The sequence below is a fragment of the Streptomyces altiplanensis genome (assembly GCF_053591575.1).
Window position 1 is genome coordinate 16,637 of the sequence record NZ_JBSFUB010000082.1, and the last position, 15,790, is coordinate 32,426.

A 15,790-nucleotide genomic window follows, 5' to 3' on the forward strand; every position below is an offset into this window, starting at 1 on the left:
TCCGGTGTTCCGTCGTCTGAATTCGATGTCCCGTCGTTTCCCACCGCTTCCCCCCTTACCTCGGCAACGTCCTTCCCACCCGTAGGAGCACTCGTATGAGATTGAAGCGCACACGTCATATATGGACCGCCACCGCCGCCGGCGCGCTGCTGGTCCTCACCGCGACGACGGGCCTGAGCACCGCCGCCGCGGCCCAGCCCGCGGCCCGGTCCGCAGTGGTCCAGTCCGCCGCCGAGGAGCAGGGCCGCCAGGTCCTGGAGATCAAGTCCTCCGCCGGCGGCATGGACGCGCCGGCCACCGCGCGTCCCGGCCAGATCACTTTCCGGGTCTCCACCACGGACCCCGCGTCGGGCTGGATATCGCTGGTCCGCCCGAAGCCCGGCGTGACCTTCGGAGATTTCCGCTCCTCCCTGCTGAAGATCATCAATGCGGTCGGGCCCGACATCGTCGAGGGCAGCGCCGAGATCCAGCAGAAGGCGGAACTGCTCGGCGGTACGGTCATCCACCCGAACCTCCCGGCGTCCTTCACCAGGACCGTTGAGCCGGGCACGTACTGGTTCTTCGACTACCAGCACATCCGGGCCGAGAACCCGCGCCACAGCGTCCTCGAGGTCAGCGGCGCCGCCGGCACCGCCGCGAGGCCGACTCCCACCGCCACCCTCACGGGCAAGCTGGTCGACGGCCAGCCGTACTGGGACCTCGACGGCACCGTGCAGGCGGGCCACGCGGTCCGCTTCCGCAACGCCATGCCCGCCGGCCAGAACATCGAGGCCATCTTCTTCCGCCTCGCGGAGGACACCACCGAGGAAGACGTACGGGCCTACGTCAACGACTTCGGCGACACCGGCGCCTTCCCGGACTACACAGGCCCCCTCGACCTGGACCAGGGCACCGGTGGGCTGCCCATGAACTCCGGTGAGACCTCGCTGCTCGAACTCACCTTCCAGCCGGGCCGTTACGTGGTGGTCGACTTCTTCAGCGACGCCAAGGACGGCAGCAGCCTCATCAAGCGCGGTCACTGGAAGATCTTCGAAGTGAAGTGACCTCCGGACGACCCCTGGCCGCCGGGGCCCGTCCGCGTGACCGCACCGACCGGGCGTACGGGCCCCGGCGCCTTCCCCGGGCCCGTACGGCCCGCTCTCCCGATTTTCCCGCCCAGGACCGCGAAGACGGAGGCGACGGCCATGGACATGTCCGGAGCGACTGCTGAGACGTTCATACGCATCGAGAACGGCGCCCCCGACGCCGACGAGCTGGCCGCGCTCACCGCGGTCCTGCTCGCCCGGGCGGCCGCCCTGGCGGACGGCGCCGGCACCGGGACGGACGAGGTCCGGGCCGTCGCCCGCTGGCGCCGGCTGGAGCGCTCCTCCGGCCACCGCACCCCGCGCAGTTGGCGAAGCGCCGCTCCCGGCGGGCACGGAAGGGCCGCATAAGCAGGGAACCTTTTGACCGCCGGACCAAGCCTCCTCCCCTCAGGAGTACTGATCAGATGGCAGAGCTGCTGGATTCGAGTGTTCCGGAAGTCCGTGGCATCACTCTTGACGCAGGAGGCATCCCGGTCTCGGGCCTGGTCGCCGAGACGTGGCCCCGGCCGCCGCGGGCCGTGGTGGTCGCCGTGCACGGCGGCGGGATGCGGGCCGGTTACTTCGACAGCCGGTCCCACCCCGGGCTTTCGCTGCTGACCCTCGGCGCGGAGCTCGGATACACCGTGCTGGCCGTGGACCGCCCCGGCTACGGCCGGTCGGCTCCGTGTCTGCCCGAGGGGCAGACGGTCCAGGAGCAGGCGGTGACCCTGCACGCCGCGCTGGCCGACTTCGCGGCCACCCACGACACCGGAGCGGGCTTCTTCATGGTCGCCCACTCCAACGGCGGCAAGCTCGCGCTGGCCGCCGCCGCGCACGAACGCGGCGACACCCTGCTGGGCCTGGACATATCGGGCCTGGGCAACCGGTTCGCCGTGTACCCGCACCAGTTGCCCGGCGCGGCAGGGCACGGTGAGTGGCGCCGGCACTGGGGCGCCCTGCGGCTCTACCCGCCGGGCGCCTTCCGGCTCGGCCGCGAACTGCTGTCGCCGGTGCCGGCCAGTGAGGTGGCGGAGGGCCCGCTGTGGCCCGAGCTGTATCCCGGCATCGCCGCCCGCGTCCGGGTGCCGGTCCGCTTCACCTTCGCCGAGCAGGAGCAGTGGTGGCGGTTCGACGAGGAGGCCGTCGCCGCGCTCAGGCATCCGCTGGCCGCACCGAAGGTGCTGGTCGACCACCAGCCGGACGCCGGGCACAACATCAGCCTCGGGTGGGCGGCCCGTACGTATCACCTCCGCGCGCTGGCCTTCCTGGAGGAATGCCTCCTGGCCCGCGACGCGGCGGTCCCGGAGGCCCGCCGCAGGTCCGCCGAGCGGCGGGTGGCGGCCGGCCTGGAGTGTGTGAGCAGTCCGGTCTGAACCGGCCGGTGATCCGTCCGGTCCTTCCAGCAGATCCGCATGAGAGGCAGGCAGAGGTGGGCGCAGACGTCATCGAGCACGAAGCCACACTCCTCGAAGAGCCGCACGCCCCACGGCCCGCGCTCCTCGCCGGTGAGGAGGGGGAGAACCCCGACCGCCACATCTTCCGCGGCACCGACTGACGGAGCCGGGAAGCGACAGCGACGACGAGTCACCCCCGCGACCCGGTCCGCCCCCGGGCCGGGGGAGGAGCACCATGAGGAACACCCTCGCCGGAATGTTCCAGTCTCTGACGGTCCGCAACTTCCGGCTGTTCGCGGCCGGGCAGCTCGTCTCCGTCGGCGGCACCTGGATGATGATCGTGGCCCAGGACTGGCTCGTGCTCTCCCTGACCGACGACTCGGCCTCCGCCCTGGGCGTGATCACCGCCCTGCAGTTCGCACCCCTGCTGCTGTTCACGCTCCACGCGGGGGGCCTCGCCGACCGCCACGACAAGCGCCGGCTGCTGATGGGCGCCAACCTCGCCTCGGGCGTGCTGGCCGCGCTGCTCGGCGTGCTGGTGCTGGCGGGAGGGGTGCGGCTGTGGCATGTCGGTCTGTTCGCGCTGGGAATCGGCCTGGTCAACGCCGTCGAGATACCGGCCCGGATGTCGTTCGTCAGCGAACTGGTCGGCGCCGACCTGCTGCCCAACGCGTCCGCGCTCAGCGCCGCCTACTTCAACACCGCGCGGGTGCTGGGCCCGGCCGCGGCGGGCCTGCTGATCAGCTGGTTCGATACCGCGACGGTGATGCTGCTCAACGCCGTGAGCTATCTGGCGACGGTGGCCGGACTGTGGCTGATCCGCCCCGACGAACTGCACCGTGGCGCCCGGCGCCCCCGGCGCGCCCGCGTGGCGGACGGGATCCGGCACGTGGTGGCCCAGCCGGACCTTCTGCTGCCGATGGCGCTGGTCGCGGTGGTCGGCATGCTGGGCTTCAACTTCCAGCTCACCCTGCCGCTGCTCGCCAAGACGGTCTTCCACGCCGATGCCGCCGCCTTCGGGCTGCTGACCACGGCGCTGGCGGCGGGTTCGCTCGGCGCGGCCTTCGCCACGACCCTGCGCCGGGGCAGACCGCCGCTCGGTCTCGTCATCGGGACGGCGGCCGCATTCGGCGCGGTGCAGATCCTGGCGGGTCTCGCACCGACCTACACCACGGCCGCGGTGGCGCTGTTCTTCACGGGCTTCGCGTCCGTCTGCTTCGCGCAGGCGGCCAACCACCGGATCCAGCTCGGCACCGATCCGGCCTACCGCGGCCGGGTGATGGCGCTCTACACCTTGGTCTTCCAGGGCACCACCCCGCTCGGCGCGCTTCTCGTCGGCGGCCTGTCCGAAACCCTGGGCGCCCGGTCCGGTCTCCTCGTCGGCGGTGCGGCCTCGGTCCTCGCCGCGGGCGCCGCGCTCGCCTTCCACCTCCGCCGGACCCGGCCCGCGGACGCGACCGCCGGCCGCCCTGTCGAGTCCGTGCGCTGACGCAGGGGGTTTGGATCCGGTATTGCGGGTTACCCGAAGTCGGAGGGTGACATGGCATCTCAGAACAGCAACACACCTAAGAACAAAGAGAGTTCGCAGTCCACGGCGGAAAGCCGGCCGGGCCCGATGGAAGTGCTGCGCGGTGCGCGGGCACAGCTGGCGGAGCTCACCGGCATGGAGGCCGAGTCCGTCTCTTCCTTCGAGCGTACGGAGGGGGACGGCTGGATGTTGCGGGTCGAGGTGCTCGAACTGGCCCGGGTCCCCGACACGATGAGCCTGCTCGCGTCGTACGAAGTCACACTCGACGCCCAAGGAGCGCTCACCGGGTACAGGCGCGTCCACCGCTACGAGCGCGGCCGCGCGGACCGTTCATAGACACCCATGGATATCCGACAAAACCGACACGTGGATATCTGACAAAACAGACAGATTAGATACACCTGACAAACCGGCAAGTCCGGTACACCCGACAGGAGGAGGGCCGGTCAGCATGACCGTAGTCCCGGCACAGCAAGGCGGAGGCGGCGGCGGTACCAGCGGCCTCTACGACGTCCTGGAACTCGTCCTCGACCGGGGTCTCGTCATCGACGCGTTCGTACGTGTCTCCCTGGTCGGCATCGAGATCCTCAAGATCGACATCCGGGTCGTGGTGGCGAGCGTCGACACGTATCTGCGCTTCGCCGAGGCGTGCAACCGCCTCGACCTCGAAACCGGCGCCAACAAGAGCCCCGGCCTGCCCGAGATCGTCGGTGAGGTCACCGAGTCCGGCGCCAGGGGCAAGTCCAAGGGCGCGCTGTCCGGCGCCGCAGAGACCATCTCGGACGCGTTCCAGCAGGCCCGCAGCGGCGGTGACGGCCAGTCCGAGTCGAAGCCCCGCGCCCGCCGCACCACCACGTCCCGCCGGAAGGAGGAGCAGGAGTGAGTACGTACGTCTACGGCATCGCACGCGGCAGCCACCCGGAGCTCCCCGAGCAGACGACCGGCGTCGGAAACCCGCCGATGCCCGTGCGCGCCCTCAGGGTCGGCGAACTGGCCGCCCTGGTGAGCGACGCGCCCGAGGACCTCAGGCCCAAGCGCCGCGACCTGCTGGCGCACCAGACCGTCCTCTCGGAGGCGGGCGCCGTGGGCGCCGTGCTGCCGATGCGCTTCGGCAGCCTGTCGTCCGACGACGAGTCGGTGCGCACGGTGCTCGCCGAGCGCGAGAAGCACTACCTGGAGCGCCTCGACGCGCTCGACAACAAGGTCGAGTACAACGTGAAGGCCACGCACGACGAGGAGGCCGTCCTCCACCAGGTCCTCGCAGAGGACGCCGAACTGCGCGCGCTCAACGAGGCCAACCGTGCGGCCGGCGGCGGCACGTACGAGCAGAAGCTGCGGCTCGGCGAACGCGTCGTGGCCGCCGTGCAGCAGCGCGAGAAGCGCGACGGCGAACTGGTGAGGCAGGCCCTGGAAGCGGCGGCGGGAGACGTCAGCCCCGGTCCCGAGAGCTCGGGCTGGCTGGCGAACGTCTCCTTCCTCGTCGACCGCGACCGCACCGCGGACTTCGTGGAGGCGGTGGACGCCCTGCGCAAGGAGCACCCCCACCTCGTCCTCCAGGTCAACGGCCCGCTGCCGCCCTACAGCTTCGTGGAGTGACGGCCTGATGGGCCTCCTGGGAGAGCTGCTGCTCCTGCCCCTGGCCCCTGTCCGCGGCACCTCATGGGTGCTGCGGCAGGTGGTCACGGAGGCGGAGCGGCAGTACTACGACCCCTCGGCCATCCAGCGAGAACTCTCCGCCCTGGAGCGGCAGCTCGAGGCGGGAGAGATCGACGAGGCCGAATTCGACCGCCGTGAGGACGAGCTCCTCGACCGGCTGGAGAAGAGGAACCCGACGACATGAACAACAGACTTGCAATGGGCCTCGCGGTGGGCGCGGGCTATTTCCTCGGACGCACGAAGAAGGCGAAGCTCGCCTTCGGCATCGGCACCATGGTGATGGGTAAGAAGCTCCAGCTCAGCCCGCGCGCGCTCGCGGAGTTCGCGTCCTCGCAGCTCCAGAACAACCCCCAGTTCAAGGAGATCGGCGACCAGCTGCGCGAGGATCTGCGCGGGGTCGGCAAGGCCGCGACGGGCGCGCTCGTGACCCGGCAGATCAACGCGGTCGCCGACCGGCTGCACGACCGGAGGCTGGACGTGCAGGACCGGCTCGCGGGCGTGGTCCCCGACGACATACCGGATCCGCGGGACGAGGACGAGGACGAGGACGAGGACGAGGACGACAGCGAGGACGAGGACCGGGAGGAGGAGCCGGAGGAGCGCGACGAGCCCCGGCAGCGCTCGGAGCCGGACGGCGAGCGGCGCGAACGCCGCAGGAAGGCACCGGCCCGGAAGGCCCCGGCGGCGGTGAAGAAGACCGCGGCCAAGAAGACCGCCGCGAAGAAGACCGCCGCGAAGAAGACCGCGGCGAAGAAGACCGCCGCGAAGAAGACCGCGGCGAAGAAGACCACCGCCGCCCCGAAGGGAGGCCGGAGCCGTGGCTGACACCAAGGGGCCCCAGTCCCTGCTGAGCGGGGACCACGAGGCGACGCAGCGGCTGAAGGAAGAACTCCAGTCGTACCTCATGGCGCAGGCCGTACGGATGCTGACCGGCGCGGGCCGCAAGCTCGGCGAGAGCACCCTCAAGCTCAACGACATCGCGGAGGGCAAGAGCCCCGGATTCGCCGAACTCGCGAAGAAGGGCGGCCAGAAGCTCGCCGAGGGCAAGGGTCCGGTGCGCGGCGCCCTCGAAATCGGCGCCTCCCACCTCAAGGACAACGCGATGAACGCGCTCAAGGGCCTGGGCGGCAAGAGCAGGAAGGGTGGCGGCGGCAACAAGCCGGTCGTCATCATGGAGCACGTCGACGTGGGTGTCCCGGTCCGTGACGCGTACGACCAGTGGACCCGGTACCAGGACTTCTCCACCTTCGCGAAGGGCGTCAAGAGCGCGGGCCCCGCCGACGACACCACGTCGGACTGGAAGCTCAAGGTCTTCTGGTCCAACCGCAGCTGGAAGGCGCACACCACCGAGCAGGTGCCGGACACGAGGATCGCCTGGACGTCCGAGGGCGCCAAGGGCACCACGAAGGGCGTCGTCACCTTCCACCCGCTGGGCGAGAACCTCACCCGGGTGCTGCTGGTCATGGAGTACTACCCCAAGGGGCTGTTCGAGAAGACCGGCAACATCTGGCGCGCCCAGGGCCGGCGGGTCCGCCTGGACCTGAAGCACTTCGCCCGGCACATCTCGATCAAGGGCGAGGCCGAGGACGGCTGGCGCGGCGAGATACGGGACGGCGAGGTCGTGCGCAGCCACGACGACGCGGTGGCGGAGGAGGAGGGCGAAGAGCAGCCGCAGGAAGAAGAGGAAGAGGCGGAGCCCGGGGGCGAGTACGAGGACGAGGAGTACGTCGACGAGGACGAGCCCGAGGCAGAGGAAGCAGAGGCAGAGGAGGAGGAGTACGCCGCCGAAGACGAGGCCGAAGACGAGGCCGAAGACGAAGGCGAATACGAAGGCGAATACGAAGGCGAATACGAAGAAGAGGACCCCGACACGCGCAAGCAGCGTGAATACGCGGACAGCGGAAGCCGGGACAGCCGATGACGTCCCCGGTGAACGGCCTTCCCGACTCGTACGGCTCCAATGGAGGCGCGAATCTCGCCGATATCCTTGAGCGTGTACTGGACAAGGGAATCGTCATCGCGGGAGACATCAAGATAAATCTCCTCGACATCGAACTGCTCACCATCAAGCTGCGCCTCATCGTCACCTCCATCGACAAGGCGAAGGAAATGGGGATCGACTGGTGGGAGGACGATCCGTCCCTCTCCTCCGGTGCCCGTCGCCGTGAACTCGCCGAGGAGAACGAGCGGTTGCAGCGGCGCATCGCCGATCTGGAGGCGGCGCCCGCACTTGAGGACCGCAAGGACCAGGAATGAACGAACTGCGCTACGTGTACGCGGTCACCCGGCCCTTCGAGGGCGTACTCCCCGAAGGCGTACGCGGTCTCGACGGTGAGCCGCCCCGCCTGCTCCACCACGACGGCCTCGTCGCCGTGGTCAGCCCGGTCCCGGCCGAGGACTTCGGCGAGGCGCCGCTCAAGAAGCACCTGGAGAACCTCGACTGGCTCTCCGCGACCGCCCGCACGCACGAGGCCGTCGTCGGCGCCCTGACCACCGTCACCTGCCCCGTGCCGCTGCGCCTGGCCACCGTGTGCGTCGACGACAGCGGTGTACGCCGGCTGCTCGACACGGGCCGGGACCGCTTCATGCAGACGCTGGAACGGCTGGACGGGCGGGTCGAGTGGGGCATCAAGGTGTACGCCGAGCCGGAGCCGGAGCCCGCGCGGGAACCGTCCGAGGCGCCGCAGGCACAAGCCACCGCCACCGCTGCCGCTGCCGCCCCCGCGACGACCGGCCGGGACTATCTGCGCCGACGGCTCAGCCGGCGCCAGGCACGCGAGAGCGCCTGGGAGCGCGCCGACGCCCTGTCGCGCAGGCTGCACGCGGAACTCTCCCTGCGCGCGGAGGCCGCCGCCCTGCACCGCCCGCAGGACGCCCGGCTTTCCGAGGCGCCCGGGCAGAACATCCTCAACGCGGCGTACCTGGTGCCGCGGGGGACCAGCGAGGAATTCGTGGAGGAGGTCGGCCGGCTCACCCCGAAGGACCGGGGCGTACGGGTGGAACTCACCGGGCCCTGGGCCCCGTACTCCTTCGCGGGGCAGGCCGGGCACCCGGAACAGCCGGAACGGCCTGGGCAGCCGGTGCGGGGGGAGACAGACCGATGACGCCCCCCGGCACCGTGCCCTCCGACGCCGCGCCCCTCGCCCAGCGTGAGCTCGCTCTCGTCGACCTGCTGGACCGGCTGCTGGCGGGCGGGGTCGTGATCGCGGGCGACCTGACCCTCCGTATCGCCGACGTCGACCTGGTGCGCGTCGACCTCAACGCCCTCATCAGCTCCGTCAACGCCAACGTGCCGTCCCCGTTCGAGGAGGAAGAGGAGGAGCGCCCGTGACCACCGAGAGCCGCCGTGTGGAGCTCGACGCCGACACCGTCGAGCGCGATCTCGTCAAGCTCGTCCTGACGGTCGTGGAACTGCTGCGCCAGCTGATGGAACGCCAGGCGCTGCGCCGCGTGGAGACCGGGGACCTCAGCGAGGAGCAGGAGGAGCGCATCGGGATGACGCTGATGCTCCTGGAGGACCGGATGGATGTGCTGCGCACACGGTTCGGCCTCGAACCCGAGGACCTCAATATCGACCTGGGGCCCCTGGGGCCCCTGCTGCCCCGGGGCGAATAGAAGCGGGAAGCACAGAAGCGGGAAGCAGAGACGGAGAAACAAAAACGGGGCGGTGGCCCGAAGGCCGCCGCCCCGCTTCTTCTGCCTCTCCCTGTGCCGTTTCTACCATCGGTACCAGCGGGACCGGGTGCCCGTGGACGATGTGCTGCGCAGCAGGAATCCCAGCAGCCAGATGACAAGAACCGCGATGGCGATCCACCAGAGAATCTCCACTGCGAATCCGGCGCCGAAGAGAATCAGTACGAGAAGCAGGACCAGAAGGATGGGAACCATGGCGTGCACCTCCTGAATTCTTGAGTTCCCCGAATTTCACCCTCGTACACGAATGTATGGAGACCTGGTGTGACCGAAAAGCCCGACCGCAGGACACGGATCACGGTCCTGGTGGCGCTCGCCGCCAATCTCGTCATCGCCGCCGCCAAGACCGTCGGCGGACTGGTGTCGGGATCACCCGCCCTGCTCTCGGAGGCGGCGCACTCCGTCGCGGACAGCGTCAACGAGGTCTTCCTGCTCGCGTCCCTGCACCGCAGCCGCCGCCCGGCCGACGGGAAGCACCCCTTCGGATACGGCAAGGAGCGCTACTTCTGGGCCCTGCTCGCCGCCGTCGGCATCTTCGTCATGGGCGGCTGCTTCTCCTTCTTCCAAGGCTTCGAAGCGCTCGGCGGAGCCACTGGCGAGGAGTCGTACACCGGTTACGTCGCCGGGCTCGCCGTCCTGGGCGTCGCCTTCCTCGCCGAGGGCGCCTCCCTGGCCCGCGCCCTCTACCAGGTGCGGCGCCGTCCGGGCACCGGACCGGTCCGGGACCCGGCCCTGCGCACGGTCGTCGCGGAGGACGGCACCGCCGTCGTCGGGGTGCTCCTCGCCGCGGCCGGCATGGCGCTTCACATGACGACGGGCGACGCCGTCTACGAGGCCGTCGCGTCCTTCTCCATCGGTCTCCTGCTCGTGTACGTCGCCTACCGGCTCGGCCGGGACGCCAGGGCCCAGCTCGTCGGCGAGGCCGCCGACCCCGAACTGCGCGAGAGTATCCGCGCGCTCGTCGGGGCCCAGCCGGAGATCGACAACGTCGCCGAGCTGCTGACGATGCGGCTCGGCCTCGACTCGCTCCTGGTGGCCGCCCGCGTCGACCTGACGCCGGGGCTGGACAGCGAGGAGGTGGAGCTCGCCTGCGTACGCATCAAGCGCTCCGTGCGAAAGACCTGGCCGCAGGCCGACCAGGTCTTTCTCGACATCACGGAGGCCCCTTCCGACGAGGCCCCCCAAGAACCCCCAGAACTTCCGGAGCCCCGGGAGGCCCATGAGCCCCATGATTCCCAGGGCCTCCTGGGCGCTACTGGGCGAGCGGACGGTACACGGTGAGTGCTTCGTCGGCCTTGTCGATGAGGAACTCCGGGGGCGCCTCCGCCACTTCGCCGTCGTACGCGAGCAGCGTCCCCGGTGCCAGCCCCGAGATCCACACCCTGCGCAGCCGCTGCGCCGCGTGGACGGGCGAGCGGCTCAGCGGCCCCGCGAGCGCCGCGGCCAGCAACCGCAGGCCGGGCAGCCGGCCGCCGTGCACCACACGTACGTCGAGCAGCCCGTCGGCCAGGTCGAGCCGCCGGCCCGGGGTCGGGCCGAAGCGCTGGTACATGCCGTTGCCCGCGAACAGCATCCACAGCGCGCGGCGGCGCCCCTTGTGCTGCCCGATGGTCGCGTCCAGCGGCCGCTCGGCGCGCAGCACCTCCACCGCGGCCAGTACGCCCGCGGGCCAGCCGCCGATGCGCGGGGCCCAGTGCTCCCTGATCCGTACCAGCTCGGGATAGACACCCAGGCTGAAGGTGTTGAGGAAATGGCCGGGCTCGCCGTCGGGCCCCGGGCCGGGGGTGAACCGGCCCAGGTCCACCCTGACCGCGTCGCCGCTCGCCAGGGCCCGGCAGGTGTCCTGGACCTCCTCGATGCCCAGGTCGTACGCGAAGTGATTCAGTGTGCCGCCGGGGAAAACGGCCAGCGGCACCCGGTGGCGGGCGGCGGTCGCCGCCGCCCGGTTGACCGTGCCGTCCCCACCGCAGATCCCGAGCGCCCGGCCCTGCTGCGCCGCCTTCTCCAGCGCGGCCGTCAGCTCGTCGGGCTCGCACTCGACGACCTCGGCGCGCGGCAGCGCGTCCCGTACCGCGGCCGCCCTGGCCGCCGCGGAGCCCGACCGCTTGTTGACCACGACGACCAGACCCCGGCCCTCGGGCAGCGCGGGCGCTTCGGCGTACGGCCTCCCCGGCGCGGGGATCTGCGCCCGGGTCGGCACGAGCCCGCGCACCGCGAACGCCGCTCCTATGCCCAGCGCCGCTCCGACCAGCACATCACTCGGATAGTGCGCGCCCGTGTAGACGCGGGAGAAGGCCACGGACGCCGCGAGCGGGGCGACGACCGCGCCCCACCCCTTGGACTCCAGCGCCACTCCCGTCGCGAAGGCGGCGGCGGAAGCCGAATGCCCCGAGGGGAAGGACGTGGTGATCGGCTGGCGCTTGAGCCGCCGGATCATCGGCACCGCGTCCAGGACGGGCCTGCCCCGGCGCACCGAACGCTTGCCCACGGTGTTGACGGTGAGGGAGGCCAGCGCCAGCGAGGCCACCCCGCGCACCGCGGCCCGGCGGGCGCGGGTGGAGCCGCCGAAGGCCGCTATCCCGGCGGCGGCACCGAACCACAGCACGCCGTGGTTCGCCCCGTGGCTCAGCCGCGGCAGGACGCGGTCGGCGCCCGGCCAGTGGTGGGTCGCGACGCTGTGGAAGAGCCCCTGGTCACGGGCGCTCAGCCAGGCGGCGATCCGCCCTGGCCCTCGCAGCGGGTCATGCGCTTTGGGTGAAGACATGGCACGCGAGTACCCGGCGCGACGCCTTCCGAATCCAGCGGCACGCCGGGCGGGCCCCAGGGCCCCAGGGCCCGAAGGCCGGGGACCGGGGCGGTGCCCCGGTCCCTTCGCGTCACGTCCCGTCCGGCCGCGACCACCGCAGCAGCGCGCCGAGGCCGCCCGCAGGCCCCGCGTCCGGCGGGCCGTCGCCGTCCGGCGGGACCCGGATCGCCTCGGCCCCGGTCATGGCGGCCGAGCGCAGCAGCGCGTCGTCGGCGCGGGCGGCGAACGGCTCGCGCTCGCTCAGGTACCGCGCGTCCGTACGGCGTACCGCCAGCTGGTCGGGCTCCTCGCCCACCCACACCTCGCGTCCGGCGTCGGGCCCTTCGGGGTCCACCAGCAGCTCCGAGATCCGGTGCTCGCGCGCCGCGTCCACGAGCGCGGGCACCCCTTCGGCCGCCACGACGGTGCCGCCGTCCGCCGACGGGGTCCGCGCGGCGCGGAAGCGCTCCAGTTCGGCGGCGGCCCGCTTGCGCGCGTGCGCCTGCCTGGCCCGTTCCACGTCCTCGTCCAGCAGCCGGGAGCCGGACCCGGCCGACCGGCCGCCGTGGTCCGTCTCGACGGCCAGGGGCTTCAGCCGCTGCGGCAGCGCGTCGTGCACGGTGCGCCGCTCGCGCTCGTCGCCCGCCAGCACCAGCAGCCCGGCGCGGGTCTCCTCCTGACAGGCGCTCAGCGCCTCGGCGGTGTCGCGGGCGTTCTGCTCCCAGGTGTTCTCGACCTTCAGCTGGAAGTGGCGCTCGGACCAGTCGTCGCTCGCGGTGCGGTGCACCGGCCGGTCCTCGCCGTGGATCTGCCCGGCGGGACGGCTGCCGAGGGTGGTGCGCAGCTCGAAGTCGGCGCCCTTGCGGTCGATGTACGCGACGAGGCAGACCGGTTCCTCACCCGCGAGGCCCAGCAGCGGGCCGACCCGCGGCAGCGCGGACCAGCTCGCCACGGGAGCCGGCGGGCGGGTGGCCAGCGGCGGGTCCAGCACCACTTCGCCGCCCCGTGCGAAGACGGCGCGGCCGGCCGGCGCAGCGCCGTGCGTGTACGAGGCCAGGGCGTCGTACACCGCGTGCCCCGTCGCCTCGTCGGCCCCCTGCTCCAGCAGGTCGCGGCAGGTCTGGCGGGCGTGCAGCTCACGCCGTTCCGGTGTCGACTCGTCGACGGTGGACGTATCGGCGTAGACGGATGCCCAGGGGCCCGGACGTTCGTACAGTGGGGTGAGGAATGAGAGGTCCATTTCTCCCTCCGGGGATGTCTGGTGGGGCGTGCGCCCCGGGTACCCGAAGGTGAACCATGAACACCATGGAACCGAACACGAACCCGCTCCTCTCGCGCCACGACGAGGCGCTCGCCCTCTTCGGCGGCCATGTGCGGGCCGTACGGCAGGACCAGTGGCGGGCGCCGACCCCCTGCGCCGAGTGGTCGGTGCGCGACCTCGTCAACCACCTGACCGTGGAACAGCTGTGGGTGCCGCCGCTGGTGGCCGAGCGGCGCACGATCGAGGAGGCGTATGAGGGCTCCTTCGACGTCGACATCGACGGCGACGTGCTCGGCGACGACCCGGTGGCGGTCTGGGAACGGGCGGCGGCGGGCGCACACGAGGCGTTCGCCGCGCCGGGAGCGCTGGAGCGGACCGTGCAGCTGTCGTACGGGGAGACCTCGTGCGCGGCGTACTGCGCGCAGATGGTGACCGACCTGGTGGTGCACGCGTGGGACCTGGCGCGGGCGATCGGCGCCGACGAGCGGCTGCCCGACGGCCTGGTGGACTTCGCGGTGCGTGAAGTGGGGCCGCACTCCGCCGAGCTGGAGAAGAGCGGCCTGTTCGCCGCCCCGGTGGAACCGCCCGCCGGGGCCGGCGTACAGGCCAAGCTGCTCTCCCTGCTGGGGCGCCGCGTCTGACGGCCCGCGGATCGCCCGCTCGCCGGACTACTTCGCGGAGGAGCGGGCGAACTCCTTGGTGAAGGTCTCGCAGAACGCCTTGAGGTCGTCCGGCTTGCGGCTGGTGATCAGCGTGGCGGGGGCCGCGTCACAGACCTTCACCTGTTCGTCGACCCAGGTGCCGCCCGCGTTGCGGATGTCCGTACGCAGACTCGGCCACGACGTCAGGGTCCTGCCGCGCACGACGTCCGCCTCGACGAGCGTCCAGGGGCCGTGGCAGATGGACGCGACCGGCTTGCCCGCGTCGAAGAAGGCGCGGACGAACGCCACCGCCTTCTCGTCCATGCGCAGGAAGTCGGGGTTCGCGACGCCGCCCGGGAGTACCAGCGCGCCGTACTCCTCCACCGACGCCTCGCTGGCCACCTGGTCGACGGGGAAGGTGTCCGCCTTGTCGAGGTGGTTGAAGGCCTGGATCCTGCCCGGCTTCGTGGAGACCAGCCGGGGCGTGTCACCCGTGTCGGTCACCGCCTGCCAGGGCTCGGTGAGTTCGACCTGCTCGACGCCCTCGGGCGCCACGAGAAACGCGATCCGCATGGTGATCCTTCCGTGTGACTGCTGTGTGCTGTCCTGCCTCAGATGCCGGCACCTCGGCCGGGTGCCGCCCTGCTGATGTCGGCGAGCGCCGGCTGCGGGTCCCGGATCTCGGCGAGGTCGCCGATGCTCACCACACCGAGCGGCAGGCCGCCCTCGACCACGGGAAGCCGCCGGACCGCGTGCTGCCGCATCAGGGTGACCGCCGTCGACACCTCGTCGTCCGGGCCGACGCACGCCGTGGCCGGCGTGCATACGGACTCGGCGCTGACCGTGAGGGGATCGAGGCCGTCCGCGACCGCGCGCAGCGCGATGTCCCGGTCGGTGAGCACACCGATCAGCTGGTTGTCCCGCGCCACCAGCACATCACCGATGTCCTGTGCGCGCATCAGCTGCGCGGCTTCCACCAGCGAGGCATCGGGACGTACCGCCGCGACGCCCGCTGTCATGACTTCCCTCACGAACTGGGCCATGGGTGTCCGCCTCATCTCTTCACTCGCGCTGTCGGCCACCGGCGCGGGTACCCGTGGCACGGGCGGCAAACGTCCGCCGTCGCGGGGTGTTTGAGCCCGGTCGCGGAGGGGGACCCGGTACGCGGCCGAGCGACTGTGCGGGAACAGGAACGGGAGCCCGAGGCCGCGCACGACGGTCCGGGGTGCGCGTACCGGCGGCCCGGCGTCACAGGCCGTTCCCTCAGGGAGGGCGGAGCCATGGCGGGTTTAGCCGTGCTGATCCCGGTAATCATTCCGGTTCTCATGCTGGGCGTGATCGTCGCACTCGGCCGCTACGAAGAATTCATACTGCCGACGGAGGCGAAGGACCGTGACCCGGTCGGCCGGCCCGTCGGCAGCTGATGCGGGAGAGGTACATGGCAGAGAAGGGCACAGTGCTGTACAAGCCGGCGGGAATGCTGCTGGGCATGGCCGCCGGCATGCTGGCGGGCATGGCGTTCCAGCGTCTGTGGAAGACGGTCGCGGGCGAGACCGAGGCTCCCCAGCCCATGGACCGGGACGGACGCTGGAGCGAGATCCTCCCGGCCGCCGCGCTGCAGGGCGCGACGTTCGCGGTGGTCCGCGCCGCGGTGGAGCGCGGCGGAGCGATCGCGGTCCACCGGGCGACCGGCCACTGGCCGGAGTGACCCGCACGCCCTCGGGGCGTGGTGTTCACGAGCGGCGGGCGGGTCCGGAGACCGGACCCG

The 15,790-nt window shown here is 71.5% G+C and carries 24 protein-coding genes; 19 read left to right on the forward strand and 5 right to left on the reverse strand.

Translation table 11 applies throughout. From position 1 onward, the window contains the following. Window positions 1–95 precede the first annotated feature (95 nt). From ACWD0Y_RS27880 to ACWD0Y_RS27950, 15 genes are all read left to right on the forward strand, one after another. A complete protein-coding gene (locus ACWD0Y_RS27880; protein ID WP_450263079.1) occupies window positions 96–1,043 on the forward strand; it encodes a hypothetical protein in 948 nt (315 codons plus the stop codon). Between the two features lie 36 nt (window positions 1,044–1,079). After that, window positions 1,080–1,433: an acyl-CoA carboxylase epsilon subunit gene (locus ACWD0Y_RS27885; RefSeq protein ID WP_450263080.1), complete on the forward strand. Its 354-nt coding sequence runs from the start codon at window positions 1,080–1,082 to the stop codon at window positions 1,431–1,433. A gap of 56 nt (window positions 1,434–1,489) precedes the next feature. Then, window positions 1,490–2,437: an alpha/beta hydrolase gene (locus ACWD0Y_RS27890; protein WP_450263081.1), complete on the forward strand. Its 948-nt coding sequence runs from the start codon at window positions 1,490–1,492 to the stop codon at window positions 2,435–2,437. A gap of 56 nt (window positions 2,438–2,493) precedes the next feature. After that, on the forward strand, window positions 2,494–2,619 hold the full coding sequence (locus ACWD0Y_RS27895) for a hypothetical protein (RefSeq protein ID WP_450263082.1): 126 nt from the start codon (window positions 2,494–2,496) through the stop codon (window positions 2,617–2,619). Window positions 2,620–2,693: 74 nt separating this feature from the next. Next, window positions 2,694–3,947, forward strand: a complete 1,254-nt coding sequence (locus ACWD0Y_RS27900) for an MFS transporter (RefSeq protein WP_450263083.1) — start codon at window positions 2,694–2,696, stop codon at window positions 3,945–3,947. Window positions 3,948–3,998: 51 nt separating this feature from the next. Beyond that, window positions 3,999–4,322, forward strand: a complete 324-nt coding sequence (locus tag ACWD0Y_RS27905; protein WP_450263084.1) for a gas vesicle protein GvpO — start codon at window positions 3,999–4,001, stop codon at window positions 4,320–4,322. 115 nt (window positions 4,323–4,437) lie between these two features. After that, window positions 4,438–4,869 (forward strand): gas vesicle structural protein GvpA, encoded by a 432-nt coding sequence (locus tag ACWD0Y_RS27910; RefSeq protein ID WP_093798114.1) that lies wholly within the window; start codon window positions 4,438–4,440, stop codon window positions 4,867–4,869. Continuing rightward, the gene (locus tag ACWD0Y_RS27915) at window positions 4,866–5,582 is read left to right on the forward strand and encodes a GvpL/GvpF family gas vesicle protein (RefSeq protein WP_450263085.1); all 717 of its coding nucleotides are present in this window, start codon (window positions 4,866–4,868) and stop codon (window positions 5,580–5,582) included. Before ACWD0Y_RS27910 ends, ACWD0Y_RS27915 begins: the two co-directional genes overlap by 4 nt. Window positions 5,583–5,589: 7 nt before the next feature. Next, complete coding sequence (locus tag ACWD0Y_RS27920; protein ID WP_093798110.1) at window positions 5,590–5,826, forward strand: gas vesicle protein GvpG; 237 nt, start codon at window positions 5,590–5,592, stop codon at window positions 5,824–5,826. Then, complete coding sequence (locus ACWD0Y_RS27925; protein ID WP_450263086.1) at window positions 5,823–6,467, forward strand: DNA primase; 645 nt, start codon at window positions 5,823–5,825, stop codon at window positions 6,465–6,467. The genes ACWD0Y_RS27920 and ACWD0Y_RS27925 overlap by 4 nt, the downstream gene beginning before the upstream one ends. Continuing rightward, window positions 6,460–7,563: an SRPBCC family protein gene (locus ACWD0Y_RS27930; protein WP_450263087.1), complete on the forward strand. Its 1,104-nt coding sequence runs from the start codon at window positions 6,460–6,462 to the stop codon at window positions 7,561–7,563. Before ACWD0Y_RS27925 ends, ACWD0Y_RS27930 begins: the two co-directional genes overlap by 8 nt. After that, entirely contained in the window at window positions 7,560–7,898 is a 339-nt protein-coding gene (locus tag ACWD0Y_RS27935) for a gas vesicle protein (RefSeq protein WP_093798106.1), read from the forward strand. The genes ACWD0Y_RS27930 and ACWD0Y_RS27935 overlap by 4 nt, the downstream gene beginning before the upstream one ends. Next, a complete protein-coding gene (locus ACWD0Y_RS27940; protein WP_450263088.1) occupies window positions 7,895–8,746 on the forward strand; it encodes a GvpL/GvpF family gas vesicle protein in 852 nt (283 codons plus the stop codon). The genes ACWD0Y_RS27935 and ACWD0Y_RS27940 overlap by 4 nt, the downstream gene beginning before the upstream one ends. Continuing rightward, window positions 8,743–8,973, forward strand: coding sequence for a gas vesicle protein (locus ACWD0Y_RS27945; protein WP_093798102.1), 231 nt, complete (start codon window positions 8,743–8,745; stop codon window positions 8,971–8,973). The genes ACWD0Y_RS27940 and ACWD0Y_RS27945 overlap by 4 nt, the downstream gene beginning before the upstream one ends. Then, window positions 8,970–9,257, forward strand: coding sequence for a gas vesicle protein K (locus tag ACWD0Y_RS27950; protein WP_093798100.1), 288 nt, complete (start codon window positions 8,970–8,972; stop codon window positions 9,255–9,257). Before ACWD0Y_RS27945 ends, ACWD0Y_RS27950 begins: the two co-directional genes overlap by 4 nt. A 102-nt stretch (window positions 9,258–9,359) precedes the next feature. Here ACWD0Y_RS27950 and ACWD0Y_RS27955 read toward each other — a convergent pair whose 3' ends face one another. Further along, the gene (locus ACWD0Y_RS27955) at window positions 9,360–9,530 is read right to left on the reverse strand and encodes a hydrophobic protein (protein ID WP_093798098.1); all 171 of its coding nucleotides are present in this window, start codon (window positions 9,528–9,530) and stop codon (window positions 9,360–9,362) included. Between the two features lie 69 nt (window positions 9,531–9,599). On the opposite strand from ACWD0Y_RS27955, the gene ACWD0Y_RS27960 reads away from it, so the two are divergent. Beyond that, window positions 9,600–10,616 carry a cation diffusion facilitator family transporter gene (locus tag ACWD0Y_RS27960; protein ID WP_450263089.1) on the forward strand — a complete coding sequence of 339 codons (1,017 nt, stop codon included), beginning with the start codon at window positions 9,600–9,602 and terminating at the stop codon, window positions 10,614–10,616. Here the strand turns inward: ACWD0Y_RS27960 and ACWD0Y_RS27965 are convergent. Both ACWD0Y_RS27965 and ACWD0Y_RS27970 read right to left on the reverse strand, forming a co-directional pair. Then, window positions 10,588–12,099 carry a diacylglycerol kinase family protein gene (locus ACWD0Y_RS27965; protein WP_450263090.1) on the reverse strand — a complete coding sequence of 504 codons (1,512 nt, stop codon included), beginning with the start codon at window positions 12,097–12,099 and terminating at the stop codon, window positions 10,588–10,590. The genes ACWD0Y_RS27960 and ACWD0Y_RS27965 overlap by 29 nt on opposite strands. A 112-nt stretch (window positions 12,100–12,211) precedes the next feature. Continuing rightward, entirely contained in the window at window positions 12,212–13,360 is a 1,149-nt protein-coding gene (locus ACWD0Y_RS27970) for a baeRF2 domain-containing protein (RefSeq protein WP_450263091.1), read from the reverse strand. A gap of 65 nt (window positions 13,361–13,425) precedes the next feature. Between ACWD0Y_RS27970 and ACWD0Y_RS27975 the strand changes: the two genes are divergently transcribed. Next, window positions 13,426–14,022: a TIGR03086 family metal-binding protein gene (locus tag ACWD0Y_RS27975; RefSeq protein ID WP_450263092.1), complete on the forward strand. Its 597-nt coding sequence runs from the start codon at window positions 13,426–13,428 to the stop codon at window positions 14,020–14,022. Window positions 14,023–14,049: 27 nt separating this feature from the next. On the opposite strand, the gene ACWD0Y_RS27980 is transcribed toward ACWD0Y_RS27975, so the two are convergent. Both ACWD0Y_RS27980 and ACWD0Y_RS27985 read right to left on the reverse strand, forming a co-directional pair. Then, a complete protein-coding gene (locus ACWD0Y_RS27980; protein WP_450263093.1) occupies window positions 14,050–14,595 on the reverse strand; it encodes a type 1 glutamine amidotransferase domain-containing protein in 546 nt (181 codons plus the stop codon). A 38-nt stretch (window positions 14,596–14,633) separates the two neighbouring features. Further along, entirely contained in the window at window positions 14,634–15,065 is a 432-nt protein-coding gene (locus ACWD0Y_RS27985) for a CBS domain-containing protein (protein ID WP_450263094.1), read from the reverse strand. Between the two features lie 237 nt (window positions 15,066–15,302). On the opposite strand from ACWD0Y_RS27985, the gene ACWD0Y_RS27990 reads away from it, so the two are divergent. Then, on the forward strand, window positions 15,303–15,446 hold the full coding sequence (locus tag ACWD0Y_RS27990; RefSeq protein ID WP_450263095.1) for a hypothetical protein: 144 nt from the start codon (window positions 15,303–15,305) through the stop codon (window positions 15,444–15,446). A 14-nt stretch (window positions 15,447–15,460) separates the two neighbouring features. Beyond that, the gene (locus tag ACWD0Y_RS27995) at window positions 15,461–15,730 is read left to right on the forward strand and encodes a DUF4235 domain-containing protein (RefSeq protein WP_450263096.1); all 270 of its coding nucleotides are present in this window, start codon (window positions 15,461–15,463) and stop codon (window positions 15,728–15,730) included. The last annotated feature ends 60 nt before the right edge of the window (window positions 15,731–15,790 follow it).

What these genes read in the sequence shown, in the direction of transcription:
- ACWD0Y_RS27980 (WP_450263093.1), bottom strand. Translation starts at nt 14,595, where the DNA reads ATGCGGATCGCGTTTCTCGTGGCGCCCGAGGGCGTCGAGCAGGTCGAA.
- ACWD0Y_RS27890 (WP_450263081.1), top strand. Translation starts at nt 1,490, where the DNA reads ATGGCAGAGCTGCTGGATTCGAGTGTTCCGGAAGTCCGTGGCATCACT.
- ACWD0Y_RS27995 (WP_450263096.1), top strand. Translation starts at nt 15,461, where the DNA reads ATGGCAGAGAAGGGCACAGTGCTGTACAAGCCGGCGGGAATGCTGCTG.
- ACWD0Y_RS27965 (WP_450263090.1), bottom strand. Translation starts at nt 12,099, where the DNA reads ATGTCTTCACCCAAAGCGCATGACCCGCTGCGAGGGCCAGGGCGGATC.
- ACWD0Y_RS27920 (WP_093798110.1), top strand. Translation starts at nt 5,590, where the DNA reads ATGGGCCTCCTGGGAGAGCTGCTGCTCCTGCCCCTGGCCCCTGTCCGC.
- ACWD0Y_RS27985 (WP_450263094.1), bottom strand. Translation starts at nt 15,065, where the DNA reads ATGGCCCAGTTCGTGAGGGAAGTCATGACAGCGGGCGTCGCGGCGGTA.
- ACWD0Y_RS27910 (WP_093798114.1), top strand. Translation starts at nt 4,438, where the DNA reads ATGACCGTAGTCCCGGCACAGCAAGGCGGAGGCGGCGGCGGTACCAGC.
- ACWD0Y_RS27925 (WP_450263086.1), top strand. Translation starts at nt 5,823, where the DNA reads ATGAACAACAGACTTGCAATGGGCCTCGCGGTGGGCGCGGGCTATTTC.
- ACWD0Y_RS27955 (WP_093798098.1), bottom strand. Translation starts at nt 9,530, where the DNA reads ATGGTTCCCATCCTTCTGGTCCTGCTTCTCGTACTGATTCTCTTCGGC.
- ACWD0Y_RS27900 (WP_450263083.1), top strand. Translation starts at nt 2,694, where the DNA reads ATGAGGAACACCCTCGCCGGAATGTTCCAGTCTCTGACGGTCCGCAAC.
- ACWD0Y_RS27975 (WP_450263092.1), top strand. Translation starts at nt 13,426, where the DNA reads ATGGAACCGAACACGAACCCGCTCCTCTCGCGCCACGACGAGGCGCTC.
- ACWD0Y_RS27905 (WP_450263084.1), top strand. Translation starts at nt 3,999, where the DNA reads ATGGCATCTCAGAACAGCAACACACCTAAGAACAAAGAGAGTTCGCAG.
- ACWD0Y_RS27945 (WP_093798102.1), top strand. Translation starts at nt 8,743, where the DNA reads ATGACGCCCCCCGGCACCGTGCCCTCCGACGCCGCGCCCCTCGCCCAG.
- ACWD0Y_RS27970 (WP_450263091.1), bottom strand. Translation starts at nt 13,360, where the DNA reads ATGGACCTCTCATTCCTCACCCCACTGTACGAACGTCCGGGCCCCTGG.
- ACWD0Y_RS27935 (WP_093798106.1), top strand. Translation starts at nt 7,560, where the DNA reads ATGACGTCCCCGGTGAACGGCCTTCCCGACTCGTACGGCTCCAATGGA.
- ACWD0Y_RS27880 (WP_450263079.1), top strand. Translation starts at nt 96, where the DNA reads ATGAGATTGAAGCGCACACGTCATATATGGACCGCCACCGCCGCCGGC.
- ACWD0Y_RS27940 (WP_450263088.1), top strand. Translation starts at nt 7,895, where the DNA reads ATGAACGAACTGCGCTACGTGTACGCGGTCACCCGGCCCTTCGAGGGC.
- ACWD0Y_RS27990 (WP_450263095.1), top strand. Translation starts at nt 15,303, where the DNA reads ATGGCGGGTTTAGCCGTGCTGATCCCGGTAATCATTCCGGTTCTCATG.